This is a genomic window from Sphaerisporangium sp. NPDC049002 (assembly GCF_040649355.1).
In the GTDB taxonomy this organism is placed as follows: Bacteria; Actinomycetota; Actinomycetes; order Streptosporangiales; family Streptosporangiaceae; genus Sphaerisporangium.
On the sequence record NZ_JBEZFH010000190.1, the window covers coordinates 1 to 15,089 of the forward strand.

At 70.4% G+C, this 15,089-nt stretch carries 11 protein-coding genes and 1 pseudogene; 3 read left to right on the forward strand and 9 right to left on the reverse strand.

Annotated elements, in window-relative coordinates; translation table 11 throughout:
- Positions 1 to 413: 413 nt before the first annotated feature.
- The 3 genes and pseudogenes from AB0B89_RS28510 (at position 414) to AB0B89_RS28520 (ending at position 3,595) form a co-directional block, all read left to right on the forward strand.
- A complete protein-coding gene (locus AB0B89_RS28510) occupies positions 414 to 1,538 on the forward strand; it encodes a ricin-type beta-trefoil lectin domain protein (protein ID WP_358558984.1) in 1,125 nt (374 codons plus the stop codon).
- Positions 1,539 to 1,956: 418 nt separating this feature from the next.
- Positions 1,957 to 2,208 (forward strand): annotated as a pseudogene (locus AB0B89_RS28515) (AAA family ATPase); the annotation flags it as partial.
- A 649-nt stretch (positions 2,209 to 2,857) separates the two neighbouring features.
- Positions 2,858 to 3,595: a hypothetical protein gene (locus AB0B89_RS28520; protein WP_358559004.1), complete on the forward strand. Its 738-nt coding sequence runs from the start codon at positions 2,858 to 2,860 to the stop codon at positions 3,593 to 3,595.
- A gap of 115 nt (positions 3,596 to 3,710) precedes the next feature.
- Here the strand turns inward: AB0B89_RS28520 and AB0B89_RS28525 are convergent, their stop codons facing one another.
- The 9 genes from AB0B89_RS28525 to AB0B89_RS28565 form a co-directional block, all read right to left on the reverse strand.
- Entirely contained in the window at positions 3,711 to 5,399 is a 1,689-nt protein-coding gene (locus tag AB0B89_RS28525; RefSeq protein WP_358558986.1) for a PQQ-dependent sugar dehydrogenase, read from the reverse strand.
- A 197-nt stretch (positions 5,400 to 5,596) separates the two neighbouring features.
- Positions 5,597 to 7,426, reverse strand: a complete 1,830-nt coding sequence (locus AB0B89_RS28530) for an ABC transporter ATP-binding protein (protein ID WP_358558988.1) — start codon at positions 7,424 to 7,426, stop codon at positions 5,597 to 5,599.
- 498 nt (positions 7,427 to 7,924) lie between these two features.
- Positions 7,925 to 8,554 carry a hypothetical protein gene (locus AB0B89_RS28535; protein WP_358558990.1) on the reverse strand — a complete coding sequence of 210 codons (630 nt, stop codon included), beginning with the start codon at positions 8,552 to 8,554 and terminating at the stop codon, positions 7,925 to 7,927.
- Positions 8,541 to 10,151, reverse strand: a complete 1,611-nt coding sequence (locus AB0B89_RS28540) for a VWA domain-containing protein (protein ID WP_358558992.1) — start codon at positions 10,149 to 10,151, stop codon at positions 8,541 to 8,543. Before AB0B89_RS28540 ends, AB0B89_RS28535 begins: the two co-directional genes overlap by 14 nt.
- A complete protein-coding gene (locus AB0B89_RS28545; RefSeq protein ID WP_358558994.1) occupies positions 10,148 to 11,314 on the reverse strand; it encodes a toxic anion resistance protein in 1,167 nt (388 codons plus the stop codon). The genes AB0B89_RS28540 and AB0B89_RS28545 overlap by 4 nt, the downstream gene beginning before the upstream one ends.
- A gap of 32 nt (positions 11,315 to 11,346) precedes the next feature.
- Complete coding sequence (locus tag AB0B89_RS28550; RefSeq protein WP_358558996.1) at positions 11,347 to 12,462, reverse strand: hypothetical protein; 1,116 nt, start codon at positions 12,460 to 12,462, stop codon at positions 11,347 to 11,349.
- A gap of 349 nt (positions 12,463 to 12,811) precedes the next feature.
- The gene (locus tag AB0B89_RS28555) at positions 12,812 to 14,083 is read right to left on the reverse strand and encodes a cytochrome P450 (RefSeq protein WP_358558998.1); all 1,272 of its coding nucleotides are present in this window, start codon (positions 14,081 to 14,083) and stop codon (positions 12,812 to 12,814) included.
- A 1-nt stretch (position 14,084) separates the two neighbouring features.
- The gene (locus AB0B89_RS28560; protein ID WP_358559000.1) at positions 14,085 to 14,285 is read right to left on the reverse strand and encodes a ferredoxin; all 201 of its coding nucleotides are present in this window, start codon (positions 14,283 to 14,285) and stop codon (positions 14,085 to 14,087) included.
- Positions 14,263 to 14,904, reverse strand: coding sequence for a TetR/AcrR family transcriptional regulator (locus AB0B89_RS28565; RefSeq protein ID WP_358559002.1), 642 nt, complete (start codon positions 14,902 to 14,904; stop codon positions 14,263 to 14,265). Before AB0B89_RS28565 ends, AB0B89_RS28560 begins: the two co-directional genes overlap by 23 nt.
- Between the last annotated feature and the right edge of the window lie 185 nt (positions 14,905 to 15,089).

Consider the following 15,089-nt stretch of genomic DNA (forward strand, 5'->3'; position numbering starts at 1 on the left):
CCGGCCGCCGCTCTCGCAGGCGGCGCTGTCCCGGGCCGTCGTCCGGCCGGGCGGCCTCTGGTCCCAGCTGACCGTCGTCGACCGCACCGGGTCCAATCACTCATAAAGCGCACCATTGACCGGGGTGCGGCGAGATCGGGATGGACACCACGTCCCTGTGATCCGCCCTCACGGTCGCCGATCTCTGATGGAAGGCTCTCCGCGCGACAGAAGAGTCCGAGGAGCTGGCCTTTGTGGCCTGCGGCGATTTCGTAGCCGCAGGGAACGGCAGGCAAGCCGGCCGTGCGCCGGGCCCTGCCCCAAAGATCGCACCACCTCACGGCATTCGCCCATGAGAAAGCTGATGCCAAAGATGTTAGCGATAACAATGACTACGGGCTGGGCCTGCTCGCAGCCGCCCGAGGGGATAGAGCATGCGTAGGTGGAGACGACGGTTCACCGCAGCGGCCCTGACCGTGGCCGTGGTGGCGCTGGGCATGGTGCTGGGAGCCGGTGTCGCCGGCGCGGAGTCCAACGGCGGGGTGCGGGTCATGCCGCTGGGCGACTCGATCACCGAGGGGACCCAGGTCCCGGGCGGATACCGCATCGGACTGTGGCAGCGCCTGGCCGCCGGCCGCTACACGATCGACCTGGTCGGATCGCAGTACAACGGGCCCGGAAACCTCGGCGACCACGACCACGAGGGACATCCCGGGTGGCGCATCGACCAGATCGACGCCAACATCACCGGCTGGCTGCGCACCTACAACCCGCGCACCGTGCTCCTGCACATCGGCACGAACGACGTCCTGCAGAACTACAACCTCTCCACCGCACCCCAGCGGCTTTCCACCCTCATCGACCACATCACCGCCACCACCCCCGACGCGCACGTCTTCGTCGCCACGATCATCCCGCTGTCCAACACCGGCCAGGAATCCGCCGCCCGCACCTTCAACGCCGCCGTCCCCGGCATCGTGCAGACCAAGGTCAACAACGGCAAGCACGTCCACCTGGTCGACATGCACAGCAAACTGACCACCGCCGACCTCATCGACGGCATCCACCCCACCTCCGGCGGCTACGACAAAATGGCCGCCGCCTGGTACACCGCACTCCAATCCGTCCCCGGCAGCATCGACCAGCCCGGCACCCCCACCCCGGCACCCTCCTCCACCAGTGCGATCCGCGGGGTGGGCTCGGGCCGGTGCGTGGACGTCACCGGCGCCTCGCAGACCAACGGCACGCAGGTGCAGATCTGGGACTGCAATGGTCAGACCAACCAGCGGTGGACCCTGACCAGCGCGGGTGAGCTGCGCGTGTACGGCGGCAAGTGCCTGGACCTGACCGGCGCGGGCACCGCCGACGGCACGCAGGTGCAGATCTGGGACTGCAACGGTCAGACCAACCAGCAGTGGCGCTTCAACACCGACGGGAGTATCACCGCGGTCGGCGCGAACAAGTGCCTGGACGCGCCGAACTACTCCACCGCCAACGGCGTGAAACTGCAGATCTGGTCCTGCAGCGGCGCCGCGAACCAGCGCTGGACCCGCGTCTGACCCACGATCCCTCGCCGGGGCGGCGGCCGTAGCCGGCCGCCTCGGCGAGCGCCAGGCCTGGCGAGGCGGCTCTCGCCGTGTTTCTGTCGGCGGCGCTCGCGTTCCGGACGTGCGACCCCGCACCGACATCTCTGCCACGGACGCCACGGCGCCTGCGACAGGTACCGGGAGGTGCCCCCGCCGCCCGGCCACCCTCGCGACGGCGTCATCGCACATCTCGTACGACGAAAGGATCAAGCTCGATGCGTAGTCGTTGCTGCGAAAACTCGGGGGCACCAACCGGCTCGCCCTGGTCGACGCGGCGGCCCGTTTCCGCGCCGGTCGCGAGCCCCGCGGCGTGCTGCCCAAGCCGCTGTCGTCGTTCGTCGGCCGGACCAGGGAGATCCGCGACCTGCGCCGGCTCCTCGACGAGCACCGGATGGTGACACTGACCGGACCGCCCGGCTCCGGAAAGACCCGCCTGGCGCTGCACCTGGCACACTCGGTGACCACCCTCCCACCGGCCGTCCTGGTCGATCTCGCGCTGCTGTCTCCCGGAGATTCGGCGGAGCGGGTGCTCGCCGACGCGCTGGGCGTCGTCGGCGGAGAGCACCGGCTGCGCACACTGATCCGCGAGACCCTCGCCGAGGGGCGGCACTGGCTCGTGGTGGACAACTGCGAGCACGTGACCGACACCGTCGCGGATCTGCTGGCCGATCTGCTGACAACCACCGGCGACACGCACGTGCTGGCCACCAGCCATGGAGCGCTCCATCTGGCGGGGGAGGTCGTCTACGAGATCCCGCCGCTGCCGCTGCCCGCCGAAGTGGACGACCCGGCGGCCGTGCGGAGCGTCGGCTCCGCCTGGCTGTTCGCGGAACGCGCCGCCGCCTCGCCCGGGTTCGAGGTCACACCCGGCAACGCGCGGCAGGTCGCGACGATCTGTCATCGGCTGGACGGCCTGCCGCTGGCGGTCGAACTGGCCGCCGCCCGGATCCGGTTCTTCACCCCGGCCGAGCTGCTGGCCCGTCTGGACGACCGGTTCGCCCTGCTGACCGATGGAGCACACGGCGCGCCGAACAGGCACCGCACCCTGGAGGGCGCGCTGACCTGGAGCTACGAGCTGCTGAGCGAGGACGAACGGCTCCTGCTGGAACGTTGCTCGGTGTTCCCCGGCGAGTTCGACTATGACACGGCGACGCAGGTCCTCGCCTACCCGCCGCTGGACTCAAGCGACCTCCTGCGCGTCTTCTCGCGCCTGCTGGACCGGTCGCTGATCAGTTCCCGCCAGGACGAGTCCACCGAATACCGCCTGCTCGACAGCGTCCGTCATTTCGCCCATGCTCTTCCAGCGACTGGGCGACGATTGGCACCGCGCCCTGGCGCTGGCCGGCTTCGGGTTCGCCTCCGACGCCGAAGCCGCCTTCGCCCGGCTGTCCCACGCCGCCGAGCTGTTCGGCCGGCAGGGCGACCACGTCAAACGCGCGAAGTGCCTCAACCAGATGGCCCAACGGGCGATCGAGGAGCGGGTTCACCTCGACGACGTGCCCAGCTGGCTGGCCGAGGCCGCGCGACTGGCCAGGACCAGCGGCAACGACCACGAACGGCTGCACGCCGAGCAGTACCGGGCCATCTTCGACCAGCAGTTCGGAGACCACGCGATCGCGCGGACCCGGTTCAGCGCCCTGCTCCCCGAGTTCCGGCGGATCGGTGACCTGCGCTGCGCGGTCCGCTGCCTCCTCGGCCTGGGCCGCGCAGCGTCCTTCGGCGGCGAGCACGATCAGGCGCGGCGGCACTTCGCGGAAGGCACCCGGATCGCCGTCGGCCTCGATCTGCGCCTCACCGCGATCGGCCTGCGCCTGCTCGCCGGGGCCGAATGCGCCGCCGGTGACCTCCAGCGCGCCGCCGCCCTGCTCGGCGCCGCCGGACGACTCGACCCCGCGAACCGGCAGGACCTGGTCCCCGACCCCTCCCTCCCGGCGGCCCTGCGAGACCGGCTCGGCCCGGCGGGCTTCGACTCCGCGTTCGCCGCCGGGCACCGCACGCCCCCGGCCGGGGTGCCGGAGGCGGGAATGTGAGACGGACCGGACGGTCCGGGGGCGAGGGGACGTCGAGCCTCCTCGACCGAGTCACGGGCAGGGCCGCCCCCCGGCGTGGCCGGGGGGCGCGAGTTGCCTCAGGCGTGGCTGTGTCTCAGGGGCTCGTGCACCGGTAGCCGGACGGCGTCTGGGTGTCGCCGTTCGGACGGCTCGCCTGGAAGCCGAGGGTGGTGCTCTGGCCGGGGCCGAGCGCGCCGTTGTGCCCGGCGCTCTTCGCCGTGACGGTCTGCCCGCTGACGGTCAGCGTGGCGTTCCACGAGCCGGTGACGGTGTGGCCGCTCGGCAGGGTGAAGGTCACCGTCCAGCCGTTGATCGCCGAGGTGCCGGTGTTGGCGACCGTGACCGGCTGGATCACGTACCCGTTCCCCCACTGCGACTGGACGGTCGCCGTAACCGAGCATCCGCCTGTGCCCCCGCCGCCGGGCGGGGTGGTGACGGTCGCCGTGTTCGACACCGGCGAGAGGTTGCCCGCCGCGTCGCGGGCCCGGACCTGGTAGCGGTACGTGGTGTTCGCGGTGAGCCCGGTGTCGGCGAACGAGGTGGTGGCGGAGGTCCCCACCTGCGCGAAGGCGCCGCCGGACGCGCCCGGCGCGCGCAGGACGTCATAGCCGGTCACGCCCACGTTGTCGGTGGACGCGGTCCACGTCAGGGTGGTGCCGGTGGAGGTCGTCCCCGACGCGGCGAGGCCGGTCGGCGCGGTCGGCGGGCTGGTGTCGCCCCCGGTGGTGGCCGGGGGGACGCGGACGATGCGGTCGTCCTGCGCCACCGGGGTGCCGCGGCCGTCCCTGTTGCTGGTCGTCACCCAGAGCCAGCCGTCCGGCCCGACCGCGACCGTGCGGAGCCGCCCGTAGGCGGACGTGAACTCGGCCAGCGGGGTGCCGGGCGTACCGGCGCCGCTCAGCGGCACCGTCCAGAGCCGCTGGCCGCGCAGCGCGGCGACGAAGAGCGTGTTGCCGGCGAAGGCCAGCCCGCTGGGCGACGCCTCGGCGGTCGTCCACGTGACGATCGGGTTGCGGAAGGAGGGGTTGGAGCAGGTGCCCTCGCACGTCGGCCAGCCGTAGTTGGAGCCCGCGACGATCTGGTTGACCTCGTCCCAGGTGTTCTGCCCCAGCTCGGCGGCGTACATTCTGCCCTGGGGGTCCCAGGTCAGGCCCTGGACGTTGCGGTGGCCGTAGGTCCACACGCGCGAGCCCGCGATCGGGTTGTCCGCGGGCACACCCCCGGTGGGCGTCATACGCAGGATCTTCCCTGCGGGGCTGTTGACGTTCTGGGCGTTGGCGGAGTTGCCGGCGTCGCCGGTCGCCACGTAGAGCATGCCGTCCGGCCCGAAGGCGATGCGGCCGCCGTCGTGGAAGGTGTTGCTCGGGACCCCGGAGAAGAGCACCGTCTGTGTCTGAGGCGCGGTCAGTTGCAGCCTGACCAGGCGGTTGTCCCCGGCGGTGCTCGTGAAGTACGCGTACACCCAGCCGTCCTGGGCGTAGGTGGGTGACACGGCGATGCCGAGCAGGCCGCTCTCACCCGAGGCGCTCACCCCGCTGACGGTGGCGACCGCCGTGGGTGTCTGGCCCGGCCGCACCTGCAGGATGCGTCCGGTGTCGCGTTCGGACACCAGCGCGCTGCCGTCCGGCAGGAACGCCAGGCCCCAGGGCACCTGAAGGCCCGTGACGGAGACCTGCGCCCGGGAGAAGTCGAAGCCGCCCACCACCTGGGCGCGCGCCTCGGGAGCGGTGACGACGAGCGCGAGCAGAGCCAGAATCAGAGCAGGGACGACGCGGGCGCGCATGATGGACTCCTCGACCGGATCACTGTGCTGATATCGGCACCGTAGGCACGTGGGCCTCAGGACCTCAAACACCGCGACCGGTTCGCCCCGGCAATCTGGGAGGACGACGCCGCGCCCGTGAAACTTTCACCGAAAGGGCGAAAGTTGCGGCCCGGCAGTGGTTCGGGCATCCCCAAGATCGAAGGACTCGGCGCGCGTCAGCGGTTGACGGCGTCCGAGGTGCTCTCTTCGACCAGGAAGCCGCCGGACTGGTGGTGCCACAGACGGGCGTACGGCCCCTGGGCCTGGAGGAGTTCGCGGTGACTGCCCTGTTCCACGATGCGCCCCTGGTCGATCACGACCAGGCGGTCCATGCGGACGACGGTGCTCAGCCGGTGCGCGACCACGAGGGCGGTACGGTCGCGCATCAGGCCCCAGAGGGCTTCCTGCACGAGGATCTCGCTCTCCGAGTCCAGCGCGCTCGTGGCCTCGTCCAGAAGCAGGATCGGCGCGTCGAGCAGGATGGCGCGGGCGAGGGCGACGCGCTGACGCTGGCCGCCGGAGAGTTTGACGCCGCGCTCCCCGACCAGCGTGTCGAAGCCCTCCGGCAGCGCCTCGGCGAACTCCGTGACGTGCGCCGCCCGTGCGGCCTGGTGGACCTCGGCGTCGGTGGCCCCCGGCCGGGCGAAGGCGATGTTGTCGCGCAACGACCGGTGGAACAAGGCGGGCTCCTGGGGGACGTACGCGATCAGGCTGCGCAGGTCGGCTTGGTTGAGCCGGGTGATGTCCTGCCCGCCGATCAGGATCCGGCCGCCGTCGATGTCCATGAGGCGGAGCAGCAGCCGGGTGAGAGTGGTCTTGCCGCCGCCGGACCGGCCGACCAGGCCGATCTTGGTGCCGGTGGTGATGTCCAGGTCCAGGCCGTCGAACAGGAGCGGATTGCCGGCGTGCGCGAACGTCACCCGCTCGAAGCGGACGCCCGCGTCGGCCGGGCGCAGGGGTTGCGGGTCGTCCGGGTCGACCACGCCCGGCGGTGTGAGGAGAAGCTCGGTGAACTGGGCGGCCTCGGTGAGCACGCTCTCCAGGCGACGGTAGATCTGGTTGAACTCGAACATGAGGTTGATCGTGTTCGCGTAGTAGGTGAACGTCACCACGATGGCCTCGACGCCCAGGCCACCGCGCAGGGTGACGGCGAGGAGCAGGCCGACGGTGCTGGTGATGATCGACAGCGGTGAGACGACGGTGTCCACCCGGAGGTTGCCGTAGTCCCAGGAACGGAGCGTCAGCCTGCGCTGCTCGGCGAGCCGGGCTCGGTGCTCCAGGGCCTCGCGGTCCTCGGCGGCGAACGCGCGGACCGTGTCCATGTTGGCCAGCACGTCGGCGACGTGCCCGGACACCCGTACCTTGGCGGCCTCGCGCCGGTCCACCAGCCTCTGGCGACGGCGGATGAGCGGGGTGACGAGGAAGCCGGTGACGGCGATGAGGCCCACGAGGACGAAGACCAGGAGCGGGTGGTACCGCCACAGCACCACCGAGGCGAACGCCAGCGGCACCACCTTGGCGATGACCGAGAACGTGAGCGTGTCCACGAAACCCTCGAACCCGCTGGAGAAGCTCAGCACCCGTTTGGTCAGCGAGCCCGCGAAGTTGTCGTGGAAGAACGCGGCGTCCTTGACCAGCAGCTTCTCCATGCCCGTCACACCGAGCCGCTCGATGCCCCGTGCCTCGGTGCGGAACACGAAGTGCAGACCGACCCGCCACAGCGCCTCGCCCACGAGCAGCCACGCGCCGAAGCCGAGCACGTACGGCAGGAGCACGGCGAGGGTGCCGTCCCCGCCGTCGGACAGACGCCCCACGATGCCGCCGACCGCCAGTGGCGCCAGGTAGAACAGGCAGATGTTCCCCACCGCCGGCGAGATCAGCGCGGGCACGGCGATCCGCCACTGCCTCAGCAGTTCCCCGTTGTAATACCGAAGTGCCAGCAGAACGGCCGACCTCCGGGCGGACGGTTGGTCCGCAGGGGAGTCAGGTGATCCGAGCAATGCCATCCGCCCCTCCGAATACTCACGGCTATGGCCATGGTGACGTGGAGTGGGCGCGAGGGGCGAGCGATTTTCGAACGCCGGCCCCGGATCCCAGAGGAACAGTGATCCGAGTCCGGTCCGGCTTCGGGGTCAGAGTGTGCTGCTCCAGCCGCTGTTGACGGTCTGCCATTCTGTCGGCCTCCATGGCCGGCGTGGTCGTCGGCCTCCCAGGCGGTGCCGTAGTGGCCGTTGCCGTAGTTCTCTTTGCCGATCTCCCAGTACTTCACGCCGTACGCCTTGGTGACGTTGGCGTACTTGACCCAGTCGGCGGCCTCCTGCGGCGTGCCTGTGCCGTAGTTGGCGATGATGATCGGCTGCGCGCCGGATGCGCTTCGCCCTGAAGGCCCGCGGGAGCCGGTACCGGGGTCAGGGTGGCGGCGCAAAGGAGAAGCACGCCGCCCAGCCTGGAGGCGCGGAACCGGCTCGGTCTCATGACGTTCCTTTTCGAGAGGATCTGGACGGTCAGAGGTCCAGGCCGGAGCCGCCGAACCGGTCCCGCAGGAACCTGCCCTGGTCGCGCAGGGCCTGCTCGTCGCCCCGGTAGACCGACTCGGCCACCTCGCGCAGCCGGGCGTCCAGCAGGTCGAGCTGGGCCAGCAGTTCCTCGTGGGCGCTGCGCTCCCGCTCGCCGCGCCGCGTGAGCGCGTACGAGCGGGGCAGGTTCGCGTACGCCTCCAGGCTGGACGGCAGGTAGTCCCTGATCGTCTGCGAGACGATGTACAGATGGTCGGGTGAGGAGGTGAGCGCGTCCGCGCGCCTGAGGATGTCGCGCAGCACCTCGGCGAGCGCGCCGGTCCTCGCCACCACGTCGCCGGGGAACCGGCCCCCGCCGACCTTGGCCAGCAGGGTGTCCAGGTCGGCGTGCAGCCGCCGGGACTCCACCTCCGCGTGCGAGATCGTGAGCCTCACCCGGTCGGCCGGTGCCAGCAGCGCCCCGACGCCGTACAGCCCGGCCACCACGACGGGCCAGAACGTCCCGGCGACGCCCAGGAAGACCAGGACGACCCCGGCGAGCGCCAGGGCGCATCCGGCGATGTTCCTGGTCGAGCCGGCGTAGGCGAGGATCCGCGCGCCGGGACTACTGGTAGCCACGGATCTCCTTGAAGGCGGCGGCCAGCGACCCCTTCCGGGCGTCGAAGGTCGCTCCACCGGTGAGCTGGGCGATCCGCCGCATCTCGTCGGCGTCGCTGTCGCCGAAGAGCACGACGAAGGTCCGGAACTTCACGGGCAGCGACGCGTAGTAGCTGGCGAAGTCGTCGTACGAGCCGCCGTCCGTGTTCTCGCCGTCGGTCATCAGCACGATCGAGGTGAAATCCTCCGATGGCGACGACCTGGCCTCCTCGTAGGCGGCCCGCAGGCTGTCGAAGATCGCCGTGCCGCCGCCCGCGCGCAGCGCCTCGCCGTACGACCGGATCCGCTGGAGCATGGGTTCGGGGTTCCGGTCGGGCAGCGTGAAGGTCTGCGGCGTGCCTGGGGCCCCGCTGAACGGGATCATCGTGACCGTCTCGCGGTCGCGGAAGCGCGAGAACGACCCGCTGGCGGAGGTGTCGGCGCCGGACAGCGCGGTCAGCGCCTGCTTGAGGGCGTCGATCCGGTCGCCTTCCATCGAGCCGGAGGTGTCCAGCACGAACAGCGTCCGCGACGGCTCGCGCACCTGGTTGAGGTAGACGCCGATCAGCTCGTCGGCCGCGCTGCGCCGGTTGGGGAAGGGGAGCTCCACCAGCGGCGCGGACCCGAAACGCCGGTCCGGCCCGACCTCGGGGACGATCGGCCGGCGGTAGGTCGTGGTCATGAGCTCCCGCTGGATCTCCGGCCCGCGCAGCCAGGCGGCGAGCTTCCCGTACAGCTCCTTCTTGCCCGGGGTCGCGGAGCTCAGGAGCGTGAGCGGGTAGTCGGCCGTCACCACCCCGTCGCTCGGGTAGATCAGCGTGAGCGGCTCGGTGAGCCTGCCGGAGGCGTTGAGGCCGAGGAGCACGGACTCGTAGTTCACCAGTCCGTCCACCGAGCCCTGCTTGGCGTACGCGTCCGCGAGCCACCCGGAGGAGCCGGCGGTGAGCGTCTGCGCCGAGAAGAACTCCTTCAGCCTGGGCGTCGCCGCGTGGATCTGGGCCTTGTCCAGGGCCTCCCCGGCGTCCGACAGCGCCGCCGTCACGCCGACCAGCGCCGAGAATCCGGAGTTGGACGCCGCGGGGCTGGTCATGCCGAAGGTGAACTTGTGGGCGCGAGCGGCCGAGGCGATGTCGTTCCAGGTCACGGGCTTGCGGTCCCAGCCCAGCTCGCGCGCTTTGGACGCCTTCAGCCCGAGCAGCACGGGCGAGACCATGACCTTGGTCTGGGTCGAGAGCCGGGCGGTCGCCCCGTCGATCAGCGACAGGTAACGGTTGGAGGAGAACCACGTCGCGTCGTACGTCCCGTCCGCGCCGCCGCTCGCCACCTGGTCGGCCCCGTCGAGCGTTCCGGCATACGACAGGACGACCCGCACGCCGACGGCGTCCTTGGCCCGGCTGAGCAGCGGCTCCAGGTCCTTGATCTCGCTTCCCGCGAGGACGCGCAGCGCGTCAGGACCGTCCGCGGGGGTGCCGGGCGTGTCCGTACCGCCGCACGCGACCGCCGTCAGCAGGGTCAGCACGGCGATCGCCCGCCTGAGCGGGCGGGAACCCGCGCGTACGCCGGGCGACGGTTCGCTCATCGGGGGAGCGCCTGCTCGTCGCCGCGCTGGGAGCGCTCCAGGTACGTGCGCGCGTGGTCGAGCTCGATGGTCAGGTTGTCCACGGTGATCGCCATGTTCTCCACGGCCTTGGCCTTGAACGTGTCGATCATGTCCATGGTGGTGTAGATGTTGTCGAACGCCTGGCGCAGCGCGTCCATGTCGACGGTGGTGGACGCCGCCTGGGTCTGGATGCCGGCCGCCTGCGTGCGCAGCATCTCGCTGGTCGCCACGATCAGATCCGAGGTGGTGCTGTTCAGCGCCGTGATCTGGTCGAGCACGAGCTTCTGGTCGGCGAGGGCCTGGGCCACGGTCACGGCCGTGCGCAGCGCCGCGATCGTCGTCGTGGTCGCCCGGTCCACCCCCTTGATCAGCTCAAGGTTGTTCCTGCGGATCAGGTCCAGCGCCAGGTACCCCTGGGCGGACACCGCGAGCTGCGTGAGCAGGTCCTGGTGCTTCTGCCGGATGCCGAACAACGCGTCCGAGCGGAGGGCGGTGGCCTTCTCGGGGTCGGCCGCCTCGACCTGCGTGATCTTGTCTTCCACCGCGGAGTCGAGTGCGGCGGCGAGTAGGGCGTACTCCTGCAGGCGCTTCATCGACTCCCACAGGTTGGTCTTCTCGCCCTCGATGGTCGCGTTGTCCTTGAGCAGCTCGTCCTGCCCGGACTTGAGGGCACGGATGATGTCGTCGATGTGCCGCTGCGCCGACTGATACTTCGCGAAATAGTCGCGCAGCTTATCGCCGAACGGGATCAGTCCCAGCAGCTTCTTGGCCGGGTTGGACGCGTGCTTGGGGTCCAGGTCGACGATCGTGCGGCGCAGAGCGACCAACTGCCCCGCCACCGCCGCCTGCGCGTCCTTGCCCTCTCCCTTGGCGGACGCCAGCGCGGCCACCGGGCGCTTCAGCATGCGGTTCGCCACCTGGGAGGAGGCCCGGATCTCCGAGTCGCCCATGGAGGTGATGTCGCGCACCTTGCGGGTGAACTCCGGCGACCGGGGGTCCAGTCCGCCCAGCTCCTCGGCGAAGCCCCTGGCCTTCTCGTCCAGCTCGGACGCGCGTCCCTCCGGGACCGGCAGCATGGTGGCCGCCTTCTCCGTGGGCACCTTGGCCACGGGTTCGGGCGGGCTGAGCACGAGATCGCTCACGGTGGTCTCTCCTCGCAGGGGGGAAGGTGAGGTCAGGGGGTTGGGGAGGGGACCGAGCCGGACCGGTAGAGCAGGTCGATCGCGGCGATCATGCCCTCCAGCCGTTCGTAGTCGGGCGGCTCCACCACGTCGATCAGGCCGGCCGGGAGCCGCGCCCTGACCTTGGCCGCCAGGTCGTCGAACGCCTTGGCGGCGGCGGTGCGGAAGCCGTACAGGGCGGCGAGGCGCCCGAGCTCCGGGTCCTCCTGCAGGAGCCGGCCGACCTCGGTGCCCTGCGGGCTGAGCGGTACGAGCGTGTGCTTGCTGAGGACCGTGGGCGAGGGGTAGATGAGCCGCATGTCGGGGCGGATCGAGCCGTCCCCTGCGAACAGCCGCGAGGCGTACTGCGCCTCGTAGACCATGACCATGGGCGTCTTCCCCATCCCCAGGGACAGGTAGTCCTCGAACGGTGCCTCGGTGGAGGTCTCGGAGTACCCCTGGTCGAGGAAGAGCGGGGCGACGGCCTCCGCGACCCTGGAGGCCCGCGCGTCAGAGGTGACGACGTCGTCGCCGTTGGCCACATAGCCGGCGATCGACAGGTACATCGCCGCGGAGTTGGAGGTGCGCACGTCGGTGGTGGTGAGCAGCACGCGCTTGCGCGCCGGGTAGGCGGTGTTGCCCGGCAGCCTGTCCCACCGCGTGCCCTTGGCCGCCAGATCCAGATATTTCCGGATATCGAGCACCTGGTAGCCCTGGCCGGAATCGCGCACGACGCCCGCCTTGGTGAGCACGTCCACGATCGGCTTGAACGTGGCGATCGCCATGGGGGAGGAGAACGGCGCGAACGTGCGGGTGGCGCCCTGGTCACGCTTGATCTTCTCGGCCGCCGGAGCACTGGAGGGAAACGCGAAGCCGTACTTCTTCAGATCCACCGAGGCCGCGATCTGGCGCGAGCCGGCGGTGTCGACCTCCACCCGGAGGCCGTGCCGGGCGAAGACCGCCCGCACCCTCTGATCGTCGAAGAACGGCTTCTTCTCCGATCCGATCACCCCGCGGACCAGGGTGGGCTCCCGCGTCTCCGTGCCACCGCCGCGGTTCCCCAACACGATCGCCACCACCACGGCGGCACCGAGGAGCAGCGCCAGCCCGACGCCGATCCAACGCTTCATTTGATTCCTCGAAAGCTCGCCCCGTATCGCCATAAGTCGGCGCCCCCAACCGAATTATGGGAGTTATCACGACGAGGTGGGGCGAGGCTTGCGAGAAGTAGTGATAATTCCGCTTCCGTTCACCATTACGTCATAATTCGAATGCACAAAAAGACAATTATGTCTTACAAAAGTGGGCAAAAGGTGCAATGGCTGCCGTGGGTCCGGCCGGCACCGAGGCGGCCACCTGGCCGGTCAAGGTTCCACAACGGGGTGCGGCGCCACCAGGCGCCTTCCGCCGAGCGGCTCCCATGAGCCGGCGTGGTGGCCGCGCGGCCGGCCCTCGGCCGCTCCGCGTGACCCGACGAGGTCAGCCGATGCGGAGGGGGAGCGCGCGGGGGCCGCGTACCTGGCCGGCGGACCAGGTCACCTCCGCCGGGTCCGCCAGGGTGAAGTCCGGGATCCGCTCCAGCCAGACGTCGAGGGCGACCCGCAGCTCCATGCGCGCCAGGTGCGAGCCGACGCAGCGGTGGATGCCGAGGCCGAACGCGGCGTGCCGGTTGACCTGGCGGTCGATGACGACCTCGTCCGCCCGGTCGAACTGCTCCGGGTCACGGTTGGCCGCGGGGAACGAGAGCAGGATCCAGTCGTCGGCCCTCATGTCGACGCCGTTCCAGCGCATGTCCTCCTTGACCAGCCGCGCCATGGTGACGGGCGCGTAGGCCCGCAGGAACTCCTCCATCGTGGTCGGCAGCAGCTCGGGCTCGGCGACCAGGCGCTCGCGGTCGCCCGGGGTCTTGGCCAGATGCCACAGCGACGCGCCGATGGCGCTCCAGGTGGTGTCGATGCCGGCGATGAGCAGGAGCGCCATCGTGCCGGCCACGTGGGACGGGTCGAGCTTGTCGCCGTACAGCTCGGCGTTGATGAGGTACGTCGTCAGGTCCTCACGCGGGTTGTCGAGGTGGTCGCGGATCTGCGCGAGCAGGTAGTCGAACAACCGCCCCATGCGCGCGACGCGCTCGTCCGTCGGCAGGTTGACGCCTTCGAGCGCGTTCTCGATGAACTCACGGAACCGCGGGCCGTCCTCCGGCGGGAACCCGAGCATGTCCGCGATGACCCGCATCGGGATGTACTGGGCGTAGTCGCGGGCCGCGTCGACGACAGGCCGTCCCTCGAACTCGTCGATGAGGCTGTGGCACAAGGCCCTGGTCGCCGCCTCCCGCTTGGTGACCTCGCTCTTGGTGAACGCCGGCAGCAGCAGCTTGCGCGCGTCGTGGTGGAACGGCGGGTCGGAGGAGATCGGCGGCGTGCCGCCGACCGGCGCCAGCTCGCGGGGCGGCCGGAAGTTGCTCATGATGATCGACCGCGAGGAGAAGCGCTCGGTGTCGTAGGCGATCGCCGCGACGTCCTCGTAGCGCGTCGGGAGCCAGCCGCCGCCGAAGCGGTCGGTGTGCGCGATGGGGCACCGCTGCCGCAGGTCGTCCTGGATGGGATACGGATCTTCCGCCCATTCGGGTTCGAGGTGCGAGAAGCCGGTCGCCCAGTCGGAGACCGGGCCGGTGATGACCTCGTTGCGAGTGCCGACAGGAGCGTCCGGGCGGGTCTCCCGGAAGTCCCGGGTGAAGCGGTCGTCGACGGTCATCTCACGCGTCCTCGCTGAGGTCGATCGCTCGCTCCGGGCAGTTGGACACGGCCAGGCGTGCCGTGCGCTCGTCGCCCGGTGGCACGACGCCGTCACCGATGACCTGCCCGTAGCCCTCGCCGTCCTCTTTGAACAGGTCGGGGGCCAGGTCGTAGCAGCGGCCGTGTCCCTGGCAGCGCTCAGGACCGATTCGTACTTTCACTGCGGATGCTCCGCTCTGTGTGCGGTGATGTCGTCGGTGGGGCGAGGGCGCCCACGACACGGGTGAGCAACGCCGACCATTCCCCGTCGTCGACGGCGTGCAGGTTGGGCGTGATGAGCGCGCTGCCCATCGCCAGCAGCAGGCAGAAATGGGCCAGCGCGTCCGGCGACAGCGCGGGATCCAGCTCGCCACCGCCCTGGGCCACGCGTACCAGGTCGGCGATCCAGTCGGCCCGCTCGCCGACGTAGTCGCGCATCGGACGGGCGACGTCCTCGTCGCGACGGGCCGCGACCAGCGCCTCGACGATGAGGTAACCGGGAACGTCGCGACGGCGCGGTAGCCAGCGGCCGATCACGAGGAGCACATCGGTGATCGACCGGTCGGGGTCGGCGGCGAACAGGCCGGCCAGGAGCTGCCGCCCGTGCGCCCGCAGCGCGGACACGATCAGCTCGGCCTTCGAGCCGAAGTGCGCGTACAGCGCGCCGTTGCTCACTTGCGCGGCCGCGGCGATGTCGGCCACGCGGGTGCCGTCGTACCCGCGCTCGGCGAACACGTCGGCGGCCGCTCGTAACAACCGTTGACGCGTCTCGGCGGCGGTGACGCCAGCGATACGCCCCATAAGCGAATTAAATGACCGTTCATTTGTTTCGTCAAGCGCCTGCTCACCCGGCTGAGTGAGTCTGGACGCACCGAACCTGACGGTTGGGCGCGCATCTGTCACTCCTGCGCCGTCAACGATGCTCGACGCCTGGCCGACCCGCGTCAAGCCAAAGGTCGTGTGGTGCGGCGATCGGGAATCGCCGC

Excerpts from the sequence above, each read along its gene's own strand:
- AB0B89_RS28510 (WP_358558984.1), top strand. The coding sequence starts at position 414 with ATGCGTAGGTGGAGACGACGGTTCACCGCAGCGGCCCTGACCGTGGCC.
- AB0B89_RS28555 (WP_358558998.1), bottom strand. The coding sequence starts at position 14,083 with ATGACCGTCGACGACCGCTTCACCCGGGACTTCCGGGAGACCCGCCCG.
- AB0B89_RS28540 (WP_358558992.1), bottom strand. The coding sequence starts at position 10,151 with ATGAGCGAACCGTCGCCCGGCGTACGCGCGGGTTCCCGCCCGCTCAGG.
- AB0B89_RS28530 (WP_358558988.1), bottom strand. The coding sequence starts at position 7,426 with ATGGCATTGCTCGGATCACCTGACTCCCCTGCGGACCAACCGTCCGCC.
- AB0B89_RS28525 (WP_358558986.1), bottom strand. The coding sequence starts at position 5,399 with ATGCGCGCCCGCGTCGTCCCTGCTCTGATTCTGGCTCTGCTCGCGCTC.
- AB0B89_RS28550 (WP_358558996.1), bottom strand. The coding sequence starts at position 12,462 with ATGAAGCGTTGGATCGGCGTCGGGCTGGCGCTGCTCCTCGGTGCCGCC.
- AB0B89_RS28565 (WP_358559002.1), bottom strand. The coding sequence starts at position 14,904 with ATGGGGCGTATCGCTGGCGTCACCGCCGCCGAGACGCGTCAACGGTTG.
- AB0B89_RS28520 (WP_358559004.1), top strand. The coding sequence starts at position 2,858 with ATGCTCTTCCAGCGACTGGGCGACGATTGGCACCGCGCCCTGGCGCTG.